Consider the following 17,777-nt stretch of genomic DNA (forward strand, 5'->3'; position numbering starts at 1 on the left):
TGTGTAGATTGAAAAATTAAAGATTACAGTACTTGTAATGAAGCTTTATTAATTGAACGAATACCTTTTTTAGAAATCATTTGATTTCTTGCTTCGACGATCAATGGGTTAGGGTTATGCAAGGCTTGAAGTAATTCAACTGTGATACCTTCTTCAATCAAGAAACCATGATCTTTATGATGATCACTAAATAGTACACAAGAAGGAGCGTTAAAAGCATTCATTTCACGAGCTACTTTTTGATCAGCTTCAAAAGAAGTTTTTGTGAATTCTAATTCTTTATCTTCAAGAAACATTGGAATATCTAATTTAGCTTTTTTAGCTGCTTCTAAAACAAGAGTTTCTGAATAAGATTCATTTTGTTCAATTAGTGCATGTTGTAGTTCTAGTAAAAAATTGCGTCCTTTTTTCTTTCCTTGCATAGTAGCAGCAGAATAATAAAGACAAATATCGTAAGTCACAGAACATATAGCATTACGTAACTTTAAATCATTTTTTGATAAATTATTTGTAGATAGATACTGAGTAACGGTACTTAAATTATGAATTGGAATAAAGTGAATTTGTATTTTACCAGTAGATTTTTCAACAAAGTCTAAAACTTCTTTTTCAGCTTGTAAGCAACTTGAGTCAATTGGATTAATAAATAAATAAATTTCAATCATTTCATTATGAGTGGATTCATTTTTAGTACGTGTTGTAGTTGAGAACATTTATCTTCACCTTAGCCTTAGTATTTTGATTTTTATATACGTGGTCTATTTTGTTAACAAATACACTTTATCAAAAATAGCTAAAAAAATATAATAAAGGGGCTTGATTTTGGACAAAATTTCGTATAAGTTGTAACAAAGTCGCCACATTTTATATGAAATACTTTAATAGCGTTGATAAACTACTATATTGATTCCATCATTCGAACAATTTTATTCTTGGTGGGTCTCTTTTTGATTGAATGCTTCTTTAAAAACTGCTCAAAATAAACTTTCCCCATTTTACGAGAGGCCGCTTCAAATTCTAATTCATAATCCTTTTTTGTACCATATGAACTCTCATCCAATACGATAAGTCCTTGAGTAATCTTTTTTTCACACCGCTTTGTTATTAACGATCCGAATACATACAAATCTTCTGGATGAATCTGTAGTTCAGCAAGTTTAGCTGCTACATAGCCATCTGTTTTAATAGACTGCGAGTTTAAAAATTGCTTTGCTTCTTTTAATGATAAAGAGTCAGTTGTTTCTAATAAATCTTCCCCAAGAGGTGTTTTTAAGGTTAATTCAGCAGAAGTTGAAAATAAACGAATACGTAAAGCCGAGTTTCTATTTTTTAGTTTCCAATCTTTAGTATCGTAATAATAATTTTCTTGAACGTAACCATCATTTTCAGACAGGTTTAAATCCTTTAATAAATTGATATATTCTTTTTTTGTTAAACTATTTTTAAATTCAATTTCTACTTGCTGAGCCATTAGTTGTTCTCCTTTTAAATCAATTTAGTGAGTCTATTTATTTTATCATTTAATTTCTATTTTAGTATATTTCTTCTTTTAGGGTAAATATGGTAAAATGAAGCCGTATCACACTTTAAATAGTGTAAATCATAAGTTCCTAAAAGAGGGTATAAAATGATGGATCAAAATTGGGAAAAATTTTTAACACCTTATAATCAGGCTGTTGAAGAGTTGAAAATTAAATTAAAAGGTATTCGCAAAGAATACAGTAGAAGCAACATGCACGTACCAATTGAATTTGTCACTGGAAGAGTAAAGCCAGTGAATAGTATTATTGGAAAAGCTGCATTAAGGAATATTTCTTTTGAAAATTTAGAGACTGAAATGCAAGATATAGCAGGACTAAGAATCATGTGTCAATTTGTAGAGGATATTCATGAAGTTGTTAGTTTGTTAAGAAATCGGAAAGACATGAAAATAATAGAAGAACGAGATTATATCACAAATAAGAAAGAAAGTGGTTACCGTTCCTATCATGTTGTGTTCGAATACCCAGTGCAATTAATTCATGGTGAAAAAAGAATCCTTGTTGAGATACAAGTACGGACGTTAGCTATGAATTTTTGGGCAACGATTGAACATTCATTAAACTACAAATATCAAGGTGAGTTTCCGGATGACATCAATGTCCGGTTAAAAAGAGCAGCAGAAGCCGCTTTTCAATTAGACGAAGAAATGTCTCAAATTAGAGAAGAAATCCAAGAAGCACAGCATCTGTTTTCTCATAATAAAAGAACAGCTATCAATAAAGCACCGGAAAACAATGACTTTGTTTAGTGCATATTGATTGAAGCTGCAGTAGCAACATGTTTAAATGAAAAAAGGGGGGACAACATTGAAAATAGCAGTAGTCAATAATAATGTTGAGCAATCTTTAAAATTAGCCGAACAATTTCGTATACTCTGCTTGAAAAACCGTCTTCAGTTAGATGATAAAAATCCAGATGTCGTTGTAACGATTGGTGGAGATGGAACGTTGTTGTCTGCATTTCACAGGTATGCCCATATGCTTGATCAAGTCCGCTTTGTGGGCGTACATACAGGGCATTTAGGCTTTTATACCGATTGGCGAGACTATGAACTAGAAGATCTCGTAGCAAGTCTTCTGAAAGATAAAGGTGAAAGTGTCAGTTACCCGTTACTTGATGTAAAAGTGACATATCAAGGACAAAAGGAACCTTCTCACTTTTTATCATTAAATGAATCAACAATGAAACGTATAGACGGCACTATGGTGTGTGATGTCTTTATAAAGGACGAGTTGTTTGAGCGGTTTAGGGGAGATGGGATGTGTATCTCAACGCCTACTGGTTCAACAGGTTACAATAAGTCTGTTGGAGGAGCTGTTATCCATCCACGTCTTGAAGCACTGCAGTTGACTGAAATTGCACCAATTAATAATCGCGTTTTTCGCATCTTGGGTTCTCCGTTAATTGTGGCACGAGATGAATGGATTAGAATAAAACCACTTACTACGGAAGGGTTTGTTTTAACGATTGACCAGTTGACCTCTTCTGAGAAGAATATCACTGAATTAACTTATAGCATTGCGAAAGAACGCATTCACTTTGCTCGATACAGACATACTCATTTCTGGAGTCGAGTTGAAGATGCTTTTATTGGAGCGAAAAAAAAATATGAAATTTAGTTGGAGTTATGAGTTGCCAACTAGTTTACAAGTGAAGTCATTTCTAAAAACAAAGGGTATTTCACGTAGTTTACTAGCAAAAATAAAATTTCATGGAGGAAAAATCGAAGTCAATGAAACGGAAGTAACGGTACGCTATCTTTTAAAAGACAAAGATATTGTGCAAGTTACCATCCCTGATGAAGCGCCTCATGAAACAACAGTCCCTATAAATATTCCGATTGACATCGTATATGAAGATGATCACTATTTGGTTGTAAATAAGCCTTATGGAGTAGCTTCAGTCCCTTCTCAAGTACATCCTGAAGGAACTATGGCTAATCGCGTCAAGGGTTATTACGTACGTCAAAATTACGCTGATCAGGTTATTCATATTGTGACTCGACTCGACCGTGACACCACAGGCCTTATGTTGTTTGCTAAACATGGATATGCACATGCACTAATGGATGCTAAATTAAGAGCCAAAGAAATTACAAAAAAGTATACGGCATTAATCAGTGGACAGTTGGATAAAGCTGAACACGGATTTATTGATGCGCCAATCGCACGAACAACCGATTCAATTATTACTCGAAGAGCTCATGAATCTGGAAAAGAAGCATTAACTGAATATTGGATCAAAGGATCTTTTCCACAAGCTACTTTAGTTGATATTCAATTGCACACCGGCAGGACCCATCAAATTAGGGTGCATTTTACCCATATAGGTCATCCATTAATGGGTGATGACTTATATGGTGGTGAAAAAAATAATTGGATAACCAGGCAGGCACTGCATTGCAGAGAACTGAATTTTAGTCATCCTTTTACAAATGAACAAATAAATCTTGAACTTGGTTACCCAGAAGATATTACCCAATGGCTACATCAACATGAACAGCAAAAGGTTAATAGTTAATGGAACGAACATAGAAAGGGGTGTGTAGCCCTTGAAAGAAGTACAAATGGAATTTGAAGAGCAAATAGAACAATTAAAAGGTTATTTGATTACCCATGATATTACCTTATTTAGAGAAAATTTTTTAGACTTGCACGTTTACGAACAAAGCCAAGTGTATCTTTCTTTATCAGACAATGAACGATTAAACTTATACAACTTTTTATCTCCTAAAGAAATGGCAGATATGTTTGAGATTCTTGAGGAAGAAGAAGAGTCAGTTGAAAAATATTTAGAAGAAATGAATCCTCAGTATGCTGCAGATATGTTAAGCGAGATGTACAGAGATAACGCAGTAGATATGTTGAATCAATTAGAACCAGCAACGATAAAAAAATATTTAAATTTAATGCCATCAGAGGATTCGGACGGAATTAAAAAATTATTGAATTATGAAGACGATACTGCAGGTTCAATAATGACAACCGAATACATTTCTATTTTTGCGAATCAAACAATAAAATCAGCGATGGCTATTTTAAAAAAGAAAGCACCAGAAGCTGAGACGATTTACTATGTCTACGTGGTAGAATTGAATAGAAAATTAGTGGGTGTAATTTCACTAAGAGATTTAATCGTACATGAAGATGATGAAATGATCTCTGACATCATGGGGGACCGTTTAGTGTACGTCAATGTGAATGATGACCAAAGAGATGTTGCGCGTACAATGCAAGACTATGACTTTTTAGCTATTCCAGTAGTAGATAATGAAGAACGTTTAATTGGGATTATTACGATTGATGATATTATTGATGTAATTAATGATGAAGCTGCCAGCGATTACTCTGGTTTGGCTGGGGTCGATGTCGATGAAAAATCTGAAAATCCATTTGTTGTTGCTTCAAAAAGACTTCCATGGTTAATCATATTATTATTTCTTGGCATTGGCACGTCCACTTTAATCAGTAATTATGAGGAAATGATCAGTGAGGCAAGTATTTTAGCCGTATTTATATCATTGATCACAGGAACTGCAGGTAATGCAGGAACTCAATCGTTAGCTGTAGCTGTTCGTAAATTAGCAGATAGTGACGATAACAAAAGAAGTTTTAGAAAACTGATTTTGAGTGAAATAGCTTCCGGTTTAATTACCGGTGTTGTGACGGGAGTTACGATTTTTTTAGCAGTAGGACTATGGCAACAAAATTATATTTTAGGATTAGTAATTGGTATTGCAATGCTAGCAGCTATCACAATTGCCAACCTTGCTGGTAGTTTTATACCTATCTTAATGGAAAGAATAGGATTTGATCCGGCAGTGGCCAGTGGCCCATTTATCACGACACTCACAGATTTAACTAGTGTGCTGATATACTTTAATATTGCTGCATTATTTATGAATTATTTAGTCTAGAAATGCATTATTGAAATAGTAAATTTAACTAAAACAAGATAGAAGTATTTTCGCTAGAAGAGGATGAACATTTGTGGCAAATAGAAAGAAAAAAAAAATCACAAAAAAACAAAAAGAACAAAGAACAAAATTAATTTCCGCTGGTGTCGTACTCTTGTTAGTTTTCTTTACGGGATTATTTCTAGGAGAAAATAAGCAGTCTAATCTTTCTTTGGGGGGGAAAATAGAGCAGTTTAAAGAAGAACTGATCACAATTTTTCAACCAGAAGAAAAAGAAGAAGTGGATAAAGCAAAAAATCAAGAAACAACGATCCGTTTTTTAGATGCAAATCAGGGGTCAGCAACTCTTATTCAAGCAAAAGACGGCACAACTATTTTAATAGATAGCGGTCGTTATGAAGACAAAGATAAGAAAATTATTCAACAACTAGATGAATATGTTGGAACAGGCGGAACGATTGATCTTCTTATTTTCACCCACAATGATTCAGATCATATTGGGTATGGAGATCTTATCATCAATTATTATGATGTGAAAGAAGTCTGGATGAATGGAAATGATGCCACCAGTAAAATTTACGAGCGGGTATTAGATGCTGTAGACGCAAGTAATGCAGTCTATACTGAACCTAAAACTGGAGAAAAGCATCAAGTAGGACCTTTTCAAATCGATGTACTAAGCCCTAACGATCAGTCCGATAATGATCAAAATGATGATTCGATTGTGACGAAAATTACTGTTAATCAAGTAAGTGGATTATTTAGTGGGGATACTTCTCAAAGTATTGAAAAAGAAATTGTTGAATCTGGAGCAGATGTAACAGCAGATTTCATTTTAATGGGACATCATGGATCAGACACCAGCACTGGTGAAGAATGGGTTCAGGCAAGTCAACCTGAGTTTGCGGTTTTTTCAGCAGGAGAATCGAACAGCTATGGACATCCTGGTGAAGAAGCGATTGGCCGATTAAAAAAACTAGCTATTCCGATTTATGGAACAATCGAATATGGTACGATTACCTTAACTGTTGATGAAGATGGAACCTATAGTATTCAAACTGAAAAGGGAGAGAATCCTGATGAAGATGGTGCTTGAAGAAATAGAAGGTGAATTGGCTCGGTTCATACCTGATGAAGGGCCTTCAGTTCATGTGAAAAAAGATCGCTTACCAGAAAATTACCACATTGGTGAGTTGTATGAAGTGACTATCGATGGTGGTCGAGTTATTGCTATCAAACATTTAAAAGAAGAAACAGATGAGAGGCTTGCAAAAATGAAGCAAAAGAGAGCAAACCTTTTAAAAAAAAAACGATAAAAAAGCACTGAAAAACATCTTATGTTTTTCAGTGCTTTTTGGGTTGTACAGGATTCATTTGATGATTAATCCAGCTTTTTAATCATCAAATGATGGGGGATGCCCGCATCCATAAAACCTTCACCTTCAACTTGGTAACCTAATTTTTCATAAAAAGTTAAAGCATGATCCTGTGCATCAAGCATTAGTGTATTAAATTTCTTTGTTTTAGCATACCGTTCTATTTCTACCATTAATTCATGACCTAAATTCTTTTTACGGAAGTCCATTAAAACAGCCACTCGTTGGATTTTGAATGTAGTTGTGTTTTTTTTGTAGATCCTTGCTGTGGAAACTGCCTTATTTTCTAAATAGCCGATGACATGTAAAGTTTGATCTTCTAAGTCATCAATTTCTAATTCTGGTGGAACAAGTTGTTCTTCTACAAATACTTTTTTTCTGATTTTTATAGCATCTTTATAATTGTTAGAGCTTAAATCCGTTGTCCAAATAAATTCCATAATACCCCTTCTTTCTACGTAGTTGAAATCGTACCATAACTAATAAAAGGAATCTATAAGAAAACAGCTACAGCTTTTATTCATAGCTTCTTTATTTATTTCAATGAATGAATTATACTAAAGAGTATAATTCATAGGAATGGTGGTTAATGTAATGAATGAAAAAACGATTCAACTGGTTGAAAAATTAACAAAAATCCCTTCTCCAACAGGTAATACGTATGAAATTATCGCTTTTATCGAAAACTATTTAAAGCAAATAGGATATGAAGCAAAAAAAACAAATAAAGGCAGTTTAATGGTTACCGTAAAGGGAATAGACCATCAAAAACAACGGTTTGTAACGGCGCATGTGGACACATTAGGTGCTATGGTAAGAGCAATTAAACCCAATGGACGTCTTAAATTAGATTTAATTGGTGGGTTTCGTTACAACGCTATTGAAGGTGAGTATTGTACGATACATACAGCTAAAGGGAATATATCTGGTACGATCTTGATGCACCAAACTAGTGTACACGTTTATAAAGATGCAGGAACTGCTGAGAGAAACCAAGAGAATATGGAAGTTCGGATCGATGAGAAGGTTCACACTATAGAGGAAACAAAAGCACTTGGTATTTCTATCGGGGATTTTATCAGTTTTGATCCTAGAACTGAGATCACAGCTAACGGCTATATTAAATCGCGTCATTTAGATGACAAAGTAAGTGTAGCTATACTATTGCAATTTTTAAAAAAAATAAGTATTGAAAAAATAAACCTGCCTTATACAACTCACTTTTATATATCAACGAATGAAGAAATTGGGTATGGAGGGAATTCAAATATCTCTGATAAAGTGGTCGAATATTTAGCAGTTGATATGGGTGCGATGGGAGACGATCAACAAACTGACGAATATTCTGTGTCCATATGTGTTAAAGATGGAAGTGGCCCTTATCATTATGAAATGAGAAAAAAATTAACTCAAATTTGTGAAGATAAAGGAATACCTTACCAACTCGATATTTATCCTTTTTACGGGAGTGATGCTTCAGCAGCAATGAAAGCTGGGGCTGATGTTCGTCATGCGCTAGTAGGTGCAGGAATCGAAGCTAGCCATGCTTATGAAAGAACCCATGAGGAATCAATCGCAGCAACAGAACAATTGATTGAGCAGTATCTAATGAGCAGTATGCTAGATTAACCGGAGAGGAATAACTTTTTTATGGATTATTTTAAAAAATCAAAATTAATGTTTTGGACAGTTTGGCTATTAGTTAGTGCAACATTAATATTTATGAGCACTAAAATTGAGTTTATTTTTCAACCATTGACAACATTTGTTTCAACATTGTTTACACCACTTATTGTAGCAGGTTTTTTATATTACTTATTAAATCCAGTAATTGGCCAATTAGAAAAAATTAAAATCAAACGAAAATATGGAATCATCATCGTTTTTCTATTATTTCTTGGTTTTGTAGCATTTTTAGCTGTTTCAGTTATTCCTAATTTAATAGAACAAGTCGGGCAATTAATTACAAGTATACCGTCATTTTTAAAAACACTAGAAGATTTTTCTAATGAACTTTTACAAGGACCAATGCTTGAAAACTTTGATTTAGAAAAAAGTTTAGGTACTATGGATCTCTCTATTGAAAATATTGCCAATACAATTTTCACAACATTGACTGCAAGTGTTGGAACTTTAGTAGGAGCGTTGGCGAACACTACAATCGTCATTTTCACTGTGCCGATCATCTTATTTTATATGTTTAAAGATGGGAAACATTTTCGACCAGCGGTGGCTAAATTTTTTCCAAAAGAGTATAGAGGTCAAATGATTGAATTATTAGGACAAATGAATGAAACCATTGCTTCTTATATTAGTGGGCAAGCCTTAGTTTGCTTATTTGTAGCAATATTTACCTATTTAGGTTATTTGATTACAGGAATGCCTTACGGATTATTGTTAGGGATCATTGCAGGAGTTACCAATATTATTCCTTATATCGGTCCATATATTGGGGCAGCCCCTGCAGTCTTTATCGCTTTAACGATTTCTCCAACACAAGCTTTACTGGTAGCGCTCGTAGTATTAGTGGTACAACAAATTGACAGTGCATTTATTTCACCAAATGTGATTGGGAAAACATTATCAATCCATCCATTAACGATTATCGTCTTGTTGTTAGTTGCAGGAAACATCGCAGGAATTCTTGGCATGATCTTAGGAGTTCCAACATATGCAGTGGTTAAGACGATTGTTGTCTATTTAAGAGATATGTTTATGATAAGAAAAAAACATGCTTCAACTTAAAAAAATCATATAAATTGTTGTTTTCTTTATAGAGTTTGTGATATAGTGTTCAGAGTGAAAGCATGAACACTATATCACAATTTTTTTTGTGGGGAATGAATGCAGTCACATAATTTAAATGGCCTTATAGGAGGATACAAATAATGAAAGTAGTCGTTATCGGATGTACACATGCTGGTACCTCAGCTGTTAAAACAATCTTAAAAGAAAATCCGTCTGTGGAAGTATCTGTTTTTGAAAGAAATGACAATGTTTCGTTCTTATCTTGTGGAATTGCAATGTATGTTGGTGGAGTTGTAAAAGATCCTGCTGGACTATTCTATTCAAACCCTGAAGAATTAACTCAAATGGGTGCTAATATTAAAATGGAACACAATGTTAAAAGCATTGATACTGTAGCTAAAAAAGTAGTTGTAGAAGATATGAATACTGGAGAAGTATTTGAAGAAACTTACGACAAATTAGTAAATACAACTGGATCTTGGCCTATTACACCTCCAATTCCTGGTATCGAAACTAAAAATGTTTTATTATGTAAAAATTACAATCAAGCAGAAGAAGTCATCAAACAAAACCAAACAGCTAAAAAAGTAGTAATTGTTGGTGGAGGATACATCGGGATTGAATTAGTAGAAGCATTTGAACAATCAGGTAAACAAGTAACTTTAATTGATGGATTAGACCGTATTCTTAACAAATACTTAGATCCAGAATTTACAGATGTATTAGAAAGCACTTTAGAAGAACGCGGAATTAAATTAGCATTGAACCAAGCTGTTACTTCTTTTAATGCTGATGAAAATGGTTCTGTTAAATCTGTCACAACTCCAAAAGGAGAATATGAAGCAGATTTAGTTATTCTATGTGTTGGCTTCCGTCCAAACAATGAATTGTTAAAAGGTAAAGTTGACATGATGCCAAATGGCGCAATCCTTGTTGATGATTACATGAGAACAAGTGATAAAGATATCTATGCAGCTGGAGACAGTTGTGCAGTTCATTACAATCCAAATGGCGGTGCTGCTTATATTCCTTTAGCAACGAATGCTGTTCGTATGGGTACTTTAGTAGGGAAAAACATCATTGAACCTAAAGTAAGATATAGAGGAACACAATCGACTTCAGGTCTTTACTTGTTTGGATATAACATTGGTTCAACTGGGGTAAACGTTAATAGTGCTGCACACTTTGGTCTAGATGTTCGTGCTGTATTTGTTAAAGACAACTACCGTCCAGAATTTATGCCGACAACTGAAGAAGTTATGATGAAATTAGTTTATGAAGTAGGAACAAACCGCATCGTTGGTGGACAAATCATGTCTAAATATGATGTGACAGCTTCTGCTAACACACTTTCATTAGCTATTCAAAATAAAATGACCATTGAAGATTTAGCATATGTTGATTTCTTCTTCCAACCTTATTTTGACCGTCCTTGGAACTACTTGAACATTTTGGCTCAAGCTGCATGTGATCAAGAAGACCAATTAGCTAAATAATCTAACGTATGAATTAATGTGTAAAAGCGTTAAAATCTTTGAAGCTTGATAGTTAAAAAGATTCATAATAAAATAGGAAAGGGTCTGAGACAGATAATCTCAGACCCTTTTTATAAGCATTTAAATTGGAGGTTCAACTATGAAAATGAACAAGAAAATCTTTTCTGGTATTATTGCGCTTATTCTTTTTTTTACAGGATCGTTTGTTATCGAACAACAGCAAGAAACACCTGATACAGTAACAGAGAATCAAACAGCTATTGAGTTGGTCAGAACGATTGACGGAGATACAATAGTCTATACTGAAGATGGTGAAGAAAAGAAGTTGCGGTTATTGTTGATTGACACTCCAGAAAGTAGCACGACAAAAACGGGTTCTGCACAGCCATATGGTACAGAAGCGAAAGACTTTTTAACGAATTATTTAGAAGGAAAAAAATTATCGATAGAATATGACCCTACTCATGAAAAAATAGATGACTATGAACGTGTATTGGCTTATCTTTACGCAGATGGAGAATTGATACAAGAAGTGATGGTTGAAAAAGGATTAGCGCGTGTAGGGTATGAAAATGGAGATGAGCTTTACTTGAATAAGCTTGAAGAAGCAGAGCAAGAAGCAGAAGCAGCAAATGTAAATATCTGGTCTATTGACGGTTATGTTGGAGAATATGGATTTAATAAAAAGTGAATAAGGTATAAAATACAATACTAAATATGCTATAATAATTGAGTTAATGAGATAGACTGCCAGATTAAGGTATTCGCATTACCTAAGTATGTAATTAAAGATTGAATTAGAATAAATAAAAAGACTTAAATGAGGGATAATGAATGGAAAGCTATTTAAAAGATGAAGTAGAATCACGAAAAACATTTGCAATTATTTCCCATCCGGATGCAGGTAAAACGACCATCACAGAACAATTATTGTTATTTGGTGGAGCGATTCGTCAAGCTGGTACGGTCAAAGGGAAAAAATCAGGGAAATTTGCTAAATCAGATTGGATGGAAATTGAGAAACAACGTGGGATTTCTGTAACCAGCTCTGTGATGCAATTTGATTATAAGGACAAAAGAATCAATATTTTAGATACACCAGGACATGAAGACTTTTCTGAAGACACGTATCGTACATTGATGGCCGTTGATAGCGCAGTAATGGTTATTGACAGTGCAAAGGGTATTGAGCCTCAAACAAAAAAACTATTTAAAGTTTGTCGCATGCGTGGTATTCCAATTTTCACGTTCATTAATAAATTGGACCGTGATGGAAGAGAACCACTTGATTTATTAGAAGAATTGGAAGAAGTATTAGAAATTGATTCTTATCCAATGAATTGGCCTATCGGTATGGGAAAAGGTCTTTTAGGACTTTATGATAACTACAACAAAACGATTGAAGTGCATCGTCCTGAAATTAATGGTTTAAATGGACAAAAAGTCATCAAGTTGAATAAAGATGGAGAAATCGAAGGCGATCATCCTCTTAAAGCTTCTAGTTTATATACTCAAGCTTTGGAGGATATTGAATTGTTGAATGAAGCGGGTAATGAATTTTCAGAAGAAAAAATTGCTGCTGGGAAATTAACACCGGTATTCTTTGGGTCAGCATTAACTAATTTCGGAGTAGAAACATTCTTAAATACGTTTATTAATTTTGCACCAAGTCCATCAGCTCACATTGCAACGGATGGTGAAAAAATTGAACCGACAACAAATGAATTTTCTGGTTTTATATTTAAAATCCAAGCTAATATGAATCCTGCCCATCGAGATCGGATTGCTTTTGTGCGTATTTGTTCAGGGATCTTTGATCGTGGAATTGATGTTACTTTAGCGAGAACAAATAAAAAAATGAAACTATCAAATTCAACCCAGTTTATGGCTGAAACACGCGAAGTTGTGCAACACGCTGTAGCAGGGGATATTATCGGACTTTATGATACTGGGAATTTCCAAATTGGCGATACGATTTTTGGAGATAAATTAAATATAGAATACGAAAAACTTCCTCAATTCACTCCAGAAATGTTCATGAAAGTTCAGGCTAAAAATGTTATGAAACAAAAATCATTTCATAAAGGTGTGCAACAACTGGTTCAAGAAGGAGCTATTCAATTGTACAAAACATTCCATACGGAAGATTACATTGTTGGAGCAGTTGGACAATTGCAATTTGAAGTTTTTCAATACAGAATGTTAAATGAATACAATTCAGAAATCATCATGTCACCAATGGGGAATAAAATTGCACGTTGGATCAAACCAGAAGATTTAGATGAGAATATGTCTTCCAGTCGTAATTTATTGGTACGTGACCGTTTTAACAATCCATTGTTCTTGTTTGAAAATCAATTTGCGCTTCGTTGGTTTGCGGATAAATATCCGGATGTTGAATTAACGTCGTTACTATAAAACAACAAAAAAACAAGCCATTCTGTTTTAACTTAGAACGGCTTGTTTTTTTTTGATTGTAAAAATGATAAATATCTTTAAAAGAGTGCTTGAAATAAAAGGTAGTAACCATTAAAGTTGAACTGTAGCTTTAAATAGATGTAAATGAAAAGATTAATCGTAAACAGGAATAGATAATTCAACAATATGTGGCGCATGCAAGATGTCAACATTGTCTAATGTTGTTTCAAGTATATTTTCTATCGCAAAGCTAATTTCCGCATTTTTTATATTGCGCACTTTGTTTAGTAAAAGAACATCTTTATGCGTTGGAGCACCTGAATAAATAACAGTAGTAGGACCTAGAGAAAAAACTTTCACAAAATTAGCGTCAGTATTTTCTAGTTGTTCCATTACTAGTTCAGAATGATTATTTGTAACGTCTATTAGTTTCATAATCTTTCACCTCTTCTATACCGGTTAGGTTACAAATATTATATAATTAAAAACACAACAATTCAAAACATTTTAACTTCTTAGTTAGTACTAGTTAAGAAAAGATAACGTTGATACATCATAAGGAGGTTAGTTTTTGAATATTTATAAATTTATAACTCGTTTATCTAATCAATTTTCTTCTATTCAATTGATTGTGTTGTATTATTTTATTGTCGTCATAGCTGCTAGCGTCCTTTTGGCGTTACCTATATTTAGGAACCCGGGGATGGAACTATCCTTTATTGATTTGATTTTTACAGCCGTTAGTACTGTTAGTGTAACGGGACTAGCTACGATTAATTTGGGAGAAACCTATAATCTAGCCGGTGTGATTCTTATGCAATTTTTATTTATGTTAGGAAGTTTAGGGGTAATGATGGTTTCTACTTCCTTTATGCTCATTAGAAGAAAAAAAGTTTCCTTAAAGCAACGACAACTTATCATGACAGATATGAACCAACCCAAACTGAGCGGAACAGTTCGATTGATACGCAATACTGTGCTTATAATTCTAGGATTTGAATTTATTGGCGGCTTGATTTTAAGTACTTACTTTTTCTTTTTTTCAAATTGGCCATTAAAAGAAGTCCTATTCCAAGGATTTTTTACAAGTTTTTCAGCAGTTGCAAATGTCGGGGTAGACCTTACAGGGCAAGTGCTGATTCCTTTTCATGACGATTATTTTGTTCAACTCATTATTATGCTCTTAATCATCGTAGGTGGAATCGGTTTTCCAGTATTATTAGAAATCAAAGATTTTTTGCAGTATCGTAAACTGAAAAAGACATTGCCTTTTCGTTTTTCTTTATTTACTAAAATTACAGTTTTTTCTTTCTTTATTTTATTATTTGGTGGAGCGCTTTGTATTTGGCTGTTAGAGTACAATCAATTTTTTAAAGGAATGTCGTTTACAGAAAGTGCTTTTTATTCTTTCTTTTATTCGGTAACCACTAGAAATGCAGGACTAATGACAACGTCGTTAGGTAATTTTAGTGAAGGAAGCCTGTTGCTGTTTTCTATTTTGATGTTTATTGGAGCAAGTCCTAGTTCTGTAGGTGGTGGTATACGAACCACTACGTTAGCAATTGTGATGGTTTACTTAATTTCTTTTATTAGAGGACATGATCAAGTTTCGTTATTTAAGCGTCGCATTGAGAGAGACGATGTGCAAAAATCCATTACGGTTTTTATTTTGTCTATGGTTTTGTGTCTATTTAGCATCATGGTGTTAAGTGTCAGTGAATCACATGATCTGATTACACTCATTGTAGAGGTGACTTCGGCGTTTGGAACAACCGGATTGTCATTAGGTATAACGCCTACTCTTACAGTTGTAGGCAAATTGATTATCATTGTGCTAATGTTTATCGGAAGAATAGGAATGTTGTACATGTTGATGCTGCTGGTTCCTAAGCATAAAGATGATAAAAATTATCATTACCCAACTGAAAAAATTATTATAGGATAAAAAATAAGAAGAGCTCACAATCAGTTATTGATTGTGAGCTCTTCTTTTATTTTAGTTTAGGATTAATCTTCAGTTTCTGGTTCTTCAATTTCTTCAACAATAGTTTCTTCTAAAATAGGTTCTTTTGCTTCTACAATTAGATTTCCTTCTTGGTCTGTTTTTGCCACTAATTTTTTTATAGAAGGGTAATCAAGATAAAAATCAGCAATACGATCTTCAATTTGTTCTTGAATGACACGACGTAAAGGACGAGCGCCTAATTTTGGATCATAACCTAATTCTACTAATTTTTCTTTAGCAGACTGGTCAACTTCTATGGATATACCTTGATGTTCGAGCATATTATTCACATCTGCTATCAATAGATCTACAATATACAATAAGTTTTCTTTTGTAAGTGAGTTAAATTCAACAATTCCATCAAAACGGTTAATAAACTCGGGTTTGAAGTAATCACTTAAATGATTTAACACAGATTTCTGAGTACCAGAAGCGGCAGCACCAAAACCAACACTTGCTTCTACATTTCCAGTACCCGCGTTACTTGTCATAATAATAATGGTGTCTTTAAAGCTCACCGTACGTCCTTGAGCATCGGTTAATCTGCCATCGTCCAGAATTTGTAAGAACATATGCAAAACATCTGGATGAGCTTTTTCAACTTCATCTAATAAAATGAGGCTGTAAGGATTGTGGCGAACTTTTTCAGTTAACTGACCTGCTTCATCATAGCCAATGTATCCTGGAGGAGAACCAATCAACTTAGAGACACTATGTTTCTCCATATATTCACTCATATCAAAACGGATATAAGCATCTTTACTACCGAAAAGTTCTAGTGCTAATTGTTTAGCTAATTCAGTTTTTCCGACCCCTGTAGGACCAACGAAAAGGAAAGAACCGATTGGACGATTTTTACTATTAAACCCTATTCGATTTCTACGTATAGCCCTAGAAACTTTTTCAATTGCTTCATCTTGTCCAATAACGTGTTTCTTCAAATCTTCTCCTAGATTACGCAATTGTTCTTGTTCTTTTTCTTTTAATTCGCCTACTGGAATATTTGTTTTCATTTCAATGATTTCAATCATATCTTCTTCCGTTACAGTAGGTTCATCTGAATCTGGTTTTTGCTGATCACGCATGGTAGCGAATTTTTTAGCTTGATCACGATAAAAAGCAGCTTTTTCATAATCTTCTTGCTGTAAAGCTAATTGTTTTTGTTGAGCAGCTTCTGCGATTTTATCTTCAAGTTGTTTAGGATCGACAACTTGTATTGTTAGGTTCTTTTTAGAACCTGATTCATCTAATAGATCGATTGCTTTATCGGGCAAAAAACGATCCTGAATATAACGATTAGAAAGATTTACGGCGCTTGTGATTGCTTCATCTGTGTAATGAACGTGGTGATAATCTTCATATTTCTTTTGCAAACCTTTAAGAATGGTAATGGTCTCTTCAACAGACGGTTCGCTTACACGTACAGGTTGCATACGACGTTCTAATGCAGCGTCTTTTTCAATTGTACGATACTCTTTTAAAGTTGTTGCTCCAACCATTTGTAATTCACCACGTGCAAGAGCTGGTTTAAGCATATTTCCAGCATCCATACTTCCTTCTGCACTTCCGGCTCCAACAATTTCATGAACTTCATCAATAAATAAAATGATTTGTGGATTTTTCTTTAATTCATCCATTAATTGCTGCATACGTTCTTCGAATTGTCCACGAATACCAGTTCCTTGAACTAATGAAGCGACATCTAATCGAATAACTTCTTTACCTAATAATTTTTGAGGAACGTCACCGTCAACAATTTTTTGTGCTAAGCCTTCAACAACAGCTGTTTTACCAACACCAGGCTCTCCGGTTAAGACAGGATTATTTTTAGTACGACGGTTTAGAATTTCAATCACTCGTTCAATTTCTTTGTCACGCCCTATAACTGGATCAATAGCACCTGATCTAGCTGCTTCAGTTAAACTTGTTCCATATTCACCCAAAAGACCAGGTTTCTTATTAATGGGTGGTTGACCTCCTGAACCATTTTGAGTGGGAGGAACGTCAGGATTATTTTGTTGGAAGTTATTGTTTTGTGCATTTTGCATCGAACGGAAAAATTGATCTAAGTTACCAAAACCAAAGGGGTCTTGTGGTGTGCGATTGTTTCTAATTTCTCCACGATTTTGTGCATTTTTAATAAGTTGATAACAATTTTGGCAAACATCTAATTGACCCTTTTGACCATTCATATTGGTATATAAATGGATAGTTGCTTCTCGTTGGTTACAATTTTGACATAACATTTCAGCACAACCTTTCATATAATCGGTTAG

At 34.1% G+C, this 17,777-nt stretch carries 17 protein-coding genes; 12 read left to right on the forward strand and 5 right to left on the reverse strand.

Going from position 1 to position 17,777, the window contains the following annotated elements:
* Window positions 1–23: 23 nt before the first annotated feature.
* Both CAR_RS03800 and CAR_RS03805 read right to left on the reverse strand, forming a co-directional pair.
* Complete coding sequence (locus tag CAR_RS03800; protein WP_013710391.1) at window positions 24–713, reverse strand: DsbA family protein; 690 nt, start codon at window positions 711–713, stop codon at window positions 24–26.
* A 185-nt stretch (window positions 714–898) separates the two neighbouring features.
* On the reverse strand, window positions 899–1,471 hold the full coding sequence (locus CAR_RS03805; RefSeq protein ID WP_013710392.1) for a CYTH domain-containing protein: 573 nt from the start codon (window positions 1,469–1,471) through the stop codon (window positions 899–901).
* Window positions 1,472–1,630: 159 nt separating this feature from the next.
* Between CAR_RS03805 and CAR_RS03810 the strand changes: the two genes are divergently transcribed.
* The 6 genes from CAR_RS03810 (at window position 1,631) to CAR_RS03835 (ending at window position 6,774) form a co-directional block, all read left to right on the forward strand.
* Complete coding sequence (locus tag CAR_RS03810; protein ID WP_041556806.1) at window positions 1,631–2,290, forward strand: GTP pyrophosphokinase; 660 nt, start codon at window positions 1,631–1,633, stop codon at window positions 2,288–2,290.
* Window positions 2,291–2,348: 58 nt separating this feature from the next.
* Window positions 2,349–3,161 (forward strand): NAD kinase, encoded by an 813-nt coding sequence (locus CAR_RS03815; RefSeq protein ID WP_041556152.1) that lies wholly within the window; start codon window positions 2,349–2,351, stop codon window positions 3,159–3,161.
* Window positions 3,151–4,062, forward strand: coding sequence for an RluA family pseudouridine synthase (locus CAR_RS03820; protein WP_013710395.1), 912 nt, complete (start codon window positions 3,151–3,153; stop codon window positions 4,060–4,062). Before CAR_RS03815 ends, CAR_RS03820 begins: the two co-directional genes overlap by 11 nt.
* Window positions 4,063–4,108: 46 nt before the next feature.
* Window positions 4,109–5,458: a magnesium transporter gene (gene mgtE, locus CAR_RS03825; protein ID WP_013710396.1), complete on the forward strand. Its 1,350-nt coding sequence runs from the start codon at window positions 4,109–4,111 to the stop codon at window positions 5,456–5,458.
* Between the two features lie 73 nt (window positions 5,459–5,531).
* Window positions 5,532–6,554, forward strand: a complete 1,023-nt coding sequence (locus CAR_RS03830; RefSeq protein WP_013710397.1) for a ComEC/Rec2 family competence protein — start codon at window positions 5,532–5,534, stop codon at window positions 6,552–6,554.
* Window positions 6,538–6,774, forward strand: coding sequence for a DUF3006 family protein (locus CAR_RS03835; protein WP_041556153.1), 237 nt, complete (start codon window positions 6,538–6,540; stop codon window positions 6,772–6,774). The genes CAR_RS03830 and CAR_RS03835 overlap by 17 nt, the downstream gene beginning before the upstream one ends.
* Before the next feature lie 65 nt (window positions 6,775–6,839).
* Here the strand turns inward: CAR_RS03835 and CAR_RS03840 are convergent, their stop codons facing one another.
* Window positions 6,840–7,274 (reverse strand): GNAT family N-acetyltransferase, encoded by a 435-nt coding sequence (locus tag CAR_RS03840; RefSeq protein WP_013710399.1) that lies wholly within the window; start codon window positions 7,272–7,274, stop codon window positions 6,840–6,842.
* Between the two features lie 154 nt (window positions 7,275–7,428).
* Here CAR_RS03840 and CAR_RS03845 point away from each other — a divergent pair, with 154 nt between their 5' ends.
* From CAR_RS03845 to CAR_RS03865, 5 genes are all read left to right on the forward strand, one after another.
* Window positions 7,429–8,463 (forward strand): M42 family metallopeptidase, encoded by a 1,035-nt coding sequence (locus tag CAR_RS03845; RefSeq protein ID WP_041556154.1) that lies wholly within the window; start codon window positions 7,429–7,431, stop codon window positions 8,461–8,463.
* A gap of 21 nt (window positions 8,464–8,484) precedes the next feature.
* A complete protein-coding gene (locus CAR_RS03850; RefSeq protein ID WP_013710401.1) occupies window positions 8,485–9,579 on the forward strand; it encodes an AI-2E family transporter in 1,095 nt (364 codons plus the stop codon).
* A 143-nt stretch (window positions 9,580–9,722) separates the two neighbouring features.
* On the forward strand, window positions 9,723–11,078 hold the full coding sequence (locus CAR_RS03855; protein WP_013710402.1) for an FAD-dependent oxidoreductase: 1,356 nt from the start codon (window positions 9,723–9,725) through the stop codon (window positions 11,076–11,078).
* Between the two features lie 139 nt (window positions 11,079–11,217).
* Window positions 11,218–11,769 carry a thermonuclease family protein gene (locus tag CAR_RS03860; RefSeq protein WP_013710403.1) on the forward strand — a complete coding sequence of 184 codons (552 nt, stop codon included), beginning with the start codon at window positions 11,218–11,220 and terminating at the stop codon, window positions 11,767–11,769.
* 143 nt (window positions 11,770–11,912) lie between these two features.
* Entirely contained in the window at window positions 11,913–13,496 is a 1,584-nt protein-coding gene (locus CAR_RS03865) for a peptide chain release factor 3 (RefSeq protein WP_013710404.1), read from the forward strand.
* Window positions 13,497–13,649: 153 nt separating this feature from the next.
* Here the strand turns inward: CAR_RS03865 and CAR_RS03870 are convergent, their stop codons facing one another.
* Window positions 13,650–13,931, reverse strand: coding sequence for a DUF1827 family protein (locus CAR_RS03870; protein WP_013710405.1), 282 nt, complete (start codon window positions 13,929–13,931; stop codon window positions 13,650–13,652).
* A 136-nt stretch (window positions 13,932–14,067) separates the two neighbouring features.
* On the opposite strand from CAR_RS03870, the gene CAR_RS03875 reads away from it, so the two are divergent.
* Window positions 14,068–15,441 (forward strand): TrkH family potassium uptake protein, encoded by a 1,374-nt coding sequence (locus CAR_RS03875; RefSeq protein ID WP_041556155.1) that lies wholly within the window; start codon window positions 14,068–14,070, stop codon window positions 15,439–15,441.
* A 62-nt stretch (window positions 15,442–15,503) separates the two neighbouring features.
* On the opposite strand, the gene CAR_RS03880 is transcribed toward CAR_RS03875, so the two are convergent.
* Entirely contained in the window at window positions 15,504–17,747 is a 2,244-nt protein-coding gene (locus CAR_RS03880) for an ATP-dependent Clp protease ATP-binding subunit (RefSeq protein WP_041556156.1), read from the reverse strand.
* Window positions 17,748–17,777 lie beyond the last annotated feature (30 nt).

Source organism: Carnobacterium sp. 17-4, from assembly GCF_000195575.1.
Classification (GTDB): domain Bacteria; phylum Bacillota; class Bacilli; order Lactobacillales; family Carnobacteriaceae; genus Carnobacterium_B.

Coding starts and splice junctions, on each gene's coding strand:
- CAR_RS03840 (WP_013710399.1), bottom strand. CDS start 7,274: ATGGAATTTATTTGGACAACGGATTTAAGCTCTAACAATTATAAAGAT.
- CAR_RS03860 (WP_013710403.1), top strand. CDS start 11,218: ATGAAAATGAACAAGAAAATCTTTTCTGGTATTATTGCGCTTATTCTT.
- CAR_RS03855 (WP_013710402.1), top strand. CDS start 9,723: ATGAAAGTAGTCGTTATCGGATGTACACATGCTGGTACCTCAGCTGTT.
- CAR_RS03850 (WP_013710401.1), top strand. CDS start 8,485: ATGGATTATTTTAAAAAATCAAAATTAATGTTTTGGACAGTTTGGCTA.
- CAR_RS03800 (WP_013710391.1), bottom strand. CDS start 713: ATGTTCTCAACTACAACACGTACTAAAAATGAATCCACTCATAATGAA.
- CAR_RS03835 (WP_041556153.1), top strand. CDS start 6,538: ATGAAGATGGTGCTTGAAGAAATAGAAGGTGAATTGGCTCGGTTCATA.
- CAR_RS03845 (WP_041556154.1), top strand. CDS start 7,429: ATGAATGAAAAAACGATTCAACTGGTTGAAAAATTAACAAAAATCCCT.
- CAR_RS03870 (WP_013710405.1), bottom strand. CDS start 13,931: ATGAAACTAATAGACGTTACAAATAATCATTCTGAACTAGTAATGGAA.
- CAR_RS03820 (WP_013710395.1), top strand. CDS start 3,151: ATGAAATTTAGTTGGAGTTATGAGTTGCCAACTAGTTTACAAGTGAAG.
- CAR_RS03865 (WP_013710404.1), top strand. CDS start 11,913: ATGGAAAGCTATTTAAAAGATGAAGTAGAATCACGAAAAACATTTGCA.
- CAR_RS03880 (WP_041556156.1), bottom strand. CDS start 17,747: ATGTTATGTCAAAATTGTAACCAACGAGAAGCAACTATCCATTTATAT.
- CAR_RS03805 (WP_013710392.1), bottom strand. CDS start 1,471: ATGGCTCAGCAAGTAGAAATTGAATTTAAAAATAGTTTAACAAAAAAA.
- CAR_RS03810 (WP_041556806.1), top strand. CDS start 1,631: ATGGATCAAAATTGGGAAAAATTTTTAACACCTTATAATCAGGCTGTT.
- mgtE (WP_013710396.1), top strand. CDS start 4,109: ATGGAATTTGAAGAGCAAATAGAACAATTAAAAGGTTATTTGATTACC.